At 68.6% G+C, this 5,929-nt stretch carries 3 protein-coding genes and 1 pseudogene; all 4 read left to right on the forward strand.

What is annotated here, in order from left to right:
- Positions 1-639, forward strand: a pseudogene (locus NUU27_RS24700) (hypothetical protein); the annotation flags it as partial.
- 20 nt (positions 640-659) lie between these two features.
- The gene (locus tag NUU27_RS24705) at positions 660-1,457 is read left to right on the forward strand and encodes an ImuA family protein (protein WP_257764954.1); all 798 of its coding nucleotides are present in this window, start codon (positions 660-662) and stop codon (positions 1,455-1,457) included.
- Complete coding sequence (locus tag NUU27_RS24710; protein WP_257764955.1) at positions 1,363-2,982, forward strand: DNA polymerase Y family protein; 1,620 nt, start codon at positions 1,363-1,365, stop codon at positions 2,980-2,982. Before NUU27_RS24705 ends, NUU27_RS24710 begins: the two co-directional genes overlap by 95 nt.
- Before the next feature lie 155 nt (positions 2,983-3,137).
- Positions 3,138-5,929 (forward strand): error-prone DNA polymerase (locus tag NUU27_RS24715; protein WP_257764956.1); only part of this gene is annotated, 2,792 nt, incomplete at its 3' end.

Consider the following 5,929-nt stretch of genomic DNA (forward strand, 5'->3'; position numbering starts at 1 on the left):
TTCCTCGCCGGCTGGCCGGTCGGGCCGGCGCTTTCATGGCTGGAGCGGATTTACGGCATCGGCCCCAAGACCAGCACCGCAACGCTCAATCTCAGCACGCTGAAGAAGCGCGTCCTCGTGGTCGACACGGCCCATTGGCGCGCCGCCCGCTGCCTCGGCCTCGTCCCGGACGGCACGTCCCTGGAGCGTTCCGTGCGGCTTCTGAACCGCCAGGCGCCTGACGGCTGGGGGGCCATGGAGATGGAGGAGCACCACATCCTGATGCAGCGGCTCGGCAAGGACGTCTGCTCCAGGGGTGGTGGCGGCTGTCCGTTCCATCCCGTCTGCGACCGCAAGGCGATGCCAGGCGCGCCGCATCGCCGGCAAAAGCGGCTTGAGGACTGGCTGCAGGCGCAGCATCACCGGCAAGCGTCTTTTCCGGAACGGCGAAAGGCGAATCCGAACAGCCTGCTCAGAGAAAAACCCGAACCTTTTGATCCAAATGCGATGGGCGCGCTGCCGGCAGGCTCTCCCATAGCATTTTGCAGTCAGGCGGGGCCGCCTGGCGTCCGCATGAATGCGGAAGACAAAAAGATCGAGCGTTCCTTGTGCGTCCAAATGGACGCAGGGCGCTCCAGCGTCTCCACCAGCCCCTTGTAACATGCGTCTCGGCTTGCGTCATGAACCACGCCCTCGTCATAGACTCCCTGCGCCGGCGCATTGCCGCCAAGGAACGCCTCTCGCCCCTCCGGCACCCCTCGGTTGCGCTCGGGCCCGCGCCACTTGATGCGGCCCTGCCCGCGAACGGGCTGCAGACCGGGGCGCTGCACGAACTGGTTCCCGCCACGTCCGGCGATTTCGCCGCCTCCGCCGGTTTCGCCACCTGTCTCCTGACCCGCATCACGCGGCTGCGTCCCGGGCCCGTCCTGTGGGTGGTTCCGGCGCATCAGGCCTTCAGCGAAGGCGGGCTTTACCCGCTCGGGCTCGCCGCCCTCGGCTTCGACCCGGATCGTCTGATCGAACTGCGCGTGCGCAAGCCGATCGACATTCTCTGGGCCCTCGAGGAAGGGCTGGCGCACGCGCCCCTTTCCGCCGTGATCGGCATCCTGCCGGACAATGCGCGGGCCTATGATTTTCCCGCCAGCCGGCGGCTTGCCATGCGTGCGGCCCGCCAGGGGGGAACGGCGCTCATTCTCCGCAGCCGGCAGACTGCCGGCGAGGCCACGGCGGCAGAGACGCGCTGGTCGGTCGCCGGCCTTCCCAGCGCACCGGCGCGAGGGGCAAGAGCCGGGCCGGGCGCGCCGCGCTGGCGGCTTCAACTCGTCAAATGCAGGAAAGGGATATCCGGCCACGGATCGAGCGGCTGGGATGTCGAATGGGATCATGAAGCGCTTTCTTTCCGTCTTCCTGCCCCGCTGGCCGATCGAGCGCCGGCATGGGCGCATGGCGCTGCCAATGTCTGGTCGGAGGCCTCGTGACGACGAGGCCCCGGACCGCGATGCGATCGTTGCCAACAGGTCAGAGCGGGATGCGGCTCTGGTGCTCGTCACCACCTCGGACAGCGGCCAGCACATCACCGCCCTCAACGCGTCGGCGGAACGGCTCGGCTTTTCGCCGGGCATGGCGCTTGCCGATGCGCGCGCCATCCACCCGACCCTGCAGGTCGCCCATGCCGACCTTCCCGGCGACGAGCGGGCGCTTCTCCGGCTCGCCCTGTGGTGCCAATGCTTCTCCCCCTTCACCCGCGCCGACGCGCCGGACGGCGTGAGCCTCGACATCACCGGCTGCGCACATCTGTTCGGCGGCGAGGAAAAGCTTCTGGAGACCCTTGCCGAAAGGCTCGCCCGTTTCGGGCTGACGGCGCGGCTTGCCATCGCTCCTACGCTCGGCGCCGCCTGGGGCCTTGCCCGCCACGCGTCCACCCCGCGCCTCATCGTCGAGCGCGAAACCCTGCACCGCAATCTGGCGCCCTTGCCGGTCGCGGCGCTACGCCTGGAGGAGACGACGCTTTCGGCGCTCGACAAGCTCGGCCTGAAGCATATCGGCGATCTCCTCGGCAAGCCGCGTGCGCCGCTTGTCGCCCGTTTCGGCGCCTTTGCGCTACGCCGGCTGGACGAGGCTCTCGGCCAGGAGGAGGAGAGTTTTTGCCCGCTCAGCCCGCAGGTCTTCCACAGCGTCCAGTACCGTTTCGCCGAGCCGGTCGTCACGCAGGATGCCGTCGGGGTCGTCATCGAACGGCTCGCGCGCGATCTCTGCGCCGAGCTCGAGCGGGCCGGCAAGGGCGCGCGGCGCGTGGAACTGCGCCTGTTCCGCGTCGACGGTTGGTTCGAGGCGCTGCCGCTTGCCACCAGCACCGCCACCCGCGATCCCCGCCACCTCGCCCGCCTGCTCAGCGAACGGCTCGACCGCATCGAGGATCGCGCCGGCTTCGGCTTCGAGGCCGCCAGCCTCGGCGCCTTTCAGGTGGAGCCGCTGGCCGCGCGGCAGGAGGATCTGGAAAACGAGACCTCGGCGGCGACCCGCGGCGACGTCGCCCCCCTGCTCGACCGCCTCGTCAATCGCTTCGGCGCGCAGAACGTCACCCGCGCCCTGCCCTATGAAAGCCACGTGCCCGAACGGGCCTTTCGCTGCGCATCCGTTCTCGAGCCGGTGAAGCACCATGACTGGCAGGCCCATGCGCGCATCGTTCAGGACGGAGCGGCCTTCGCCCGGCCGCTGTTCCTGTTCGCCGTCCCGGAGCCCGTGACCGCCCTTGCCGAAGTGCCGGATGGCCCGCCGACCCGCTTCGAGTGGCGCCGCATGGCGCATCGCGTGGCGCGCGCCGAAGGGCCCGAAAGGATCGCGCCCGAATGGTGGCTCGCTCCCGCCGGCGCCAGCCGCAAGACGCGCGACTACTACCGCGTCGAAGACGAGGCCGGCCGCCGCTTCTGGCTCTATCGAGACGGGCTTTACGAACGCGGGGAAGAAATGCCGCAATGGTTCATCCATGGGGTGTTCGCATGACCAAGCCAGGCGCCCCTTCGCACCCCCCTCTGGCCTGCCGGCCATCTCCCCCTCAAGGGGGGAGATCGGCTTGCGGTGATTTCGGTGCCCATTCTGCAACGTCGACGATTGGATACCTTCATCGACGACAACCAATCTCCCCCCTTGAGGGGGAGATGCCCGGCAGGGCAGAGGGGGGTATCGAAGAGCGCCGCGCCAAGCCGAAAGGCGCCCTCCCTCCCCCGCCGCCCTTTGCCGAGCTCGGCGTCACCAGCAATTTCAGCTTTCTGCGCGGTGCCTCGCATCCGCAGGAGCTGGTCCGGGCGGCGGCGCTGCTCGGCCATGCCGCCATCGGCATCGCCGACCGCAACACGCTGGCGGGCGCCGTGCGCGCCCATGTGGAGGCGAAGGAGCAGAAGATCCGCCTCGTCGTCGGCGTCCGGCTGGTGCTGATGGACGGGTTCGAGGCGCTGTGCTTCCCGACCGACAAGAGCGCCTATGGCCGCCTCACCCGGCTGCTCACCATCGGCAACCGCCGCGCGCCCAAGGGCGAATGCCATCTTGAATTCGACGATCTCGCCGGGCTCGGCGGCGGCCAGCGCCTGATCGCCATGCCGCCCTACGATTTCGGCGCGGATTTCGAAAAAGGCCTGCGCCGGCTCGCCGCCCTGTTTCCGGGCGCCGTCTTCCTGGCGCTGACGCCCTACCGCCGCGCCAATGACGGCGCGCGCCAACAGCGCCTTGCCGATCTCGCCCTTGCCTGCGGCACGCCGCTCGTCGCCACCAACGACGTGCTCTACCACACGCCGTCGCGCCGGCCGCTGCAGGACCTTGTGACCTGCATCCGCGCGCATTGCACCATCGACGAGGCCGGCTTCCGCCTGCAGCGCAACGCCGAACGGGACCTCAAGTCGCCGCGCGAGATGGCGCGGCTCCTGGCCGGCCACGAGGGTGCCATCGCCCGCACGATCGAGATCATGCAGGATTGCCGCTTCTCGCTCGACGAACTGTCCTACGACTATCCCGATGAGCCCGCCGGCGACAGCGCCACGCCGCAGGAAGAGCTGGAGCGCCTCACCTGGCACGGCGCGCGCGTGCGCTTCGGCGAAGAGATCAGCGACAAGATCAAGAACATGATCGCCCACGAGCTGCGCCTCATCGCCCAGCTCAAATTCGCCGCCTATTTCCTCACCGTCCACGACATCGTCAATTTCGCCCGCACGCAGGACCCGCCGATCCTGTGCCAGGGGCGCGGCTCGGCGGCCAATTCGGTGGTCTGCTACTGTCTCGGCGTCACCTCGGTCAACCCGACCGAGATCGACCTCCTGTTCGAGCGTTTCATCTCCGTCGAGCGCGGCGAGCCGCCCGATATCGACATCGATTTCGAGCACGAGCGGCGCGAGGAGGTAATCCAGTACATCTATGAGAAATACGGCCGCCGCCGGGCCGGTCTCGCCGCCACCGTCATCTCCTATCGCACGCGCAGTGCCGTGCGCGAGGCAGGCAAGGCGATGGGCCTTTCGCCCGACGTCGTCGCCGCGATGACGAAGCTGGTCTGGGGCCATTCCGAGAAGACGCCGGCCGGCGCGCAGATACGCGAGGTGGGGCTCGATCCCGCCGACCCGCGCCTGCGCCAGACCCTGCTCCTGGTCGAGCAGCTGATCGGCTTCCCGCGTCACCTGTCGCAGCATGTGGGCGGCTTCGTGCTGACCCGTGCGCCGCTCGACGAGATGGTGCCCGTCGCCAACGCCGCCATGAAGGACCGCACCATGGTGGAATGGGACAAGGACGACCTCGACGCGGTGGGCATCCTCAAGGTCGACGTGCTGGCGCTCGGCATGCTCACCTGCCTGCGCAAGAGCTTCGACCTGTTGCGCGGCCATTACGGGCGCAGCGAAACGCTCGCCTCGGTGCCGCGCGACGACGGGCCCACCTACGCGATGATCCAGAAGGCCGACACGATCGGCGTCTTCCAGATCGAGAGCCGGGCGCAGATGTCGATGCTGCCGCGCCTCAAGCCGAAAAATTTCTACGACCTCGTCATCGAGATCGCCATCGTGCGACCCGGCCCCATCCAGGGCGATATGGTGCATCCCTATCTGCGGCGGCGTGATGGTATCGAGGATATCGATTATCCGTCCGACGCCTTACGCGCCGTCCTGGAAAAGACCCTCGGCGTGCCCCTGTTCCAGGAGCAGGCGATGAAGATCGCCATCGTCGGCGCCGGCTTCTCGCCCGACAAGGCCGACCGGCTACGCCGGGCCATGGCCACCTTCCGCCGCAACGGCGACATCGAGCGGTTCCGGGAGGATTTCATCGGCGGCATGCTCGGCAAGGGCTACGCGCCCGATTTCGCCGAGCGCTGCTTCAACCAGATGAAGGGGTTCAGCGATTACGGCTTTCCCGAAAGTCATTCAGCCAGCTTCGCCCTGCTCGCCTATGCCTCGTCCTGGCTCAAATGCCACTATCCGGACGTCTTCGCCTGCGCGTTGCTCAATTCGCAGCCCATGGGCTTCTATTCCGCCTCCTCCATCGTGCGCGACTTCCGCGACCACGGCGGCGAAGTGCGCCCCGTCGACGTCAACCACAGCCGGTGGGACCACACGCTGGAGCCGGCTGAGCGGTCCAGCGCCATCCGCCATGCCTTGCGGCTCGGCATGCGCCAGGTGGAGGGCTTGCGCGAAGAGGCGGGGCAGAAGATCGTCGCGGCGCGCGGCGCCGGCTTCGCCACAGTGCGAGACCTCTATTTCCGCGCCCGCATCGACATGTTCTCGCTACGTCGGCTGGCGGAGGCGGATGCCTTCCGCTCCATGGGGCTCGACCGGCGCGCCGCGCTCTGGGAGGTGCGGGGCCTGAGCGGCCATCTGGGCGCGCGGGCGGCGGCCGAGGACCTGCCGCTCTTTGCCGGCGCCAAGGCGGCCGATGCCGCGCCACTGCAGGCGGAACAGGCGGTCGCGCTGCCGGCCCT

The sequence above is a fragment of the Nitratireductor sp. ZSWI3 genome (genome assembly GCF_024655565.1).
Taxonomy (GTDB): domain Bacteria; phylum Pseudomonadota; class Alphaproteobacteria; order Rhizobiales; family Rhizobiaceae; genus Nitratireductor.